Source organism: Bacillus sp. 05T31, assembly GCF_056396725.1.
Window position 1 is genome coordinate 1 of record NZ_JBFTMA010000966.1, and the last position, 1,228, is coordinate 1,228.

Consider the following 1,228-nt stretch of genomic DNA (forward strand, 5'->3'; position numbering starts at 1 on the left):
CATAAACTCATTCAAGCAGAGATTGATGAATTTGATGAATTTTGTTGGGTAGATTTCGATGATGCAAGCGATTTAGATGAGTTAGAGCCAAAAGAAATTGCAGAATTATTATATTTGGCTCACAAAAAAGAACCACTTGGAAGAACGTTCTTCCCATTGTTGAAGAATAGATTCGTTTATTTTTCACATGATGACGGTTGGTACAACAAAGTGTATTACCGTAGAATCGGTGATTTTGTAGGAATGCTAAGTAAAGTGATTCCATATAAACTCGGTTCGTTTGGAAAGAAACGTTTTACTTTCTTCCAAAAATCAAAAATTTTCCCAGCAATTTCAAAGGAAGTTATCCTTGGGCTTATGCCGTTAATGGAAGATGGGTTATACATTGATTTAGCGGGGAAAATTGAGTCGAGAAGAGGTCTTGAAATTCCGGTATATGTAGTAGGATCATTCGAAAGTACGGATGAGGTACTAGATAATATCGATGAATTGAAAGCGGAAGCAACAGAAACGGGTTGGCTCATTTTTGATAAGAAAGAACAAGAGTGGCAATGGGTTGTAGACTAAGAAAACTTGGCGCATGAAGTCAAGTTTTCTTGTCTTTTGAAAGGAGAACAAATGAAGAAATATTATACAATTGTGGGTATTGTAAGTATTATTCTCGTGGCAATATTACTTATAACTTGTCCGAAAGAATCAGATTTTAAATTGTATTTAGAGGATAAGTATGCATTGAAATGTGACGAGAGTAGCTTTGAATGCACGCAAAATGTAGATGAAAAAAAAGAGAAATTACAGTTTGAAAGTATTGATGCACGAAATGGTGTTTTCTTTATGACTGTAAAGCAAACGTATAAAACAGAAGCTGGTGTTACGAAAGAATATAGCGGAGTAGGTATATGCGGTACATTTCTTTTTGTTTCAGAGAAGACTTTCTAGTAATAGAAGGTCTTTTTTTTATGTTTATGTTCATATAGATGAAGTAAGACAAGCATAGGAGGGGTATTGATGAAGAAGGGATGTATCGTTTGTGGTGGTGAGGAGTTTTTTTCTTCAACATTATATGCACGTACGAAACAAGATTGGGCATATGCGCCAAACATGTACCGATTTGAAAAGGTGTTTATTGAGCATAGAGATGAAGAAAATTATCCAGTTTTTCAAGAAATTACAGCGAAGCATTGTTGTGGATGCGGTCATATTATGTTGTATCACGAATGAACACACC

At 35.0% G+C, this 1,228-nt stretch carries 3 protein-coding genes; all 3 read left to right on the forward strand.

Annotated elements, in window-relative coordinates; all coding sequences use genetic code 11:
- A partial coding sequence (locus AC1DJR_RS30355) for an oxalate:formate antiporter (RefSeq protein WP_477004296.1) occupies positions 1-567 on the forward strand: 567 nt, incomplete at its 5' end.
- 51 nt (positions 568-618) lie between these two features.
- Entirely contained in the window at positions 619-939 is a 321-nt protein-coding gene (locus tag AC1DJR_RS30360; protein ID WP_429688810.1) for a hypothetical protein, read from the forward strand.
- A gap of 69 nt (positions 940-1,008) precedes the next feature.
- On the forward strand, positions 1,009-1,221 hold the full coding sequence (locus AC1DJR_RS30365; RefSeq protein ID WP_002012518.1) for a hypothetical protein: 213 nt from the start codon (positions 1,009-1,011) through the stop codon (positions 1,219-1,221).
- Positions 1,222-1,228: the final 7 nt, after the last annotated feature.

Coding starts and splice junctions, on each gene's coding strand:
- AC1DJR_RS30360 (WP_429688810.1), top strand. CDS start 619: ATGAAGAAATATTATACAATTGTGGGTATTGTAAGTATTATTCTCGTG.
- AC1DJR_RS30365 (WP_002012518.1), top strand. CDS start 1,009: ATGAAGAAGGGATGTATCGTTTGTGGTGGTGAGGAGTTTTTTTCTTCA.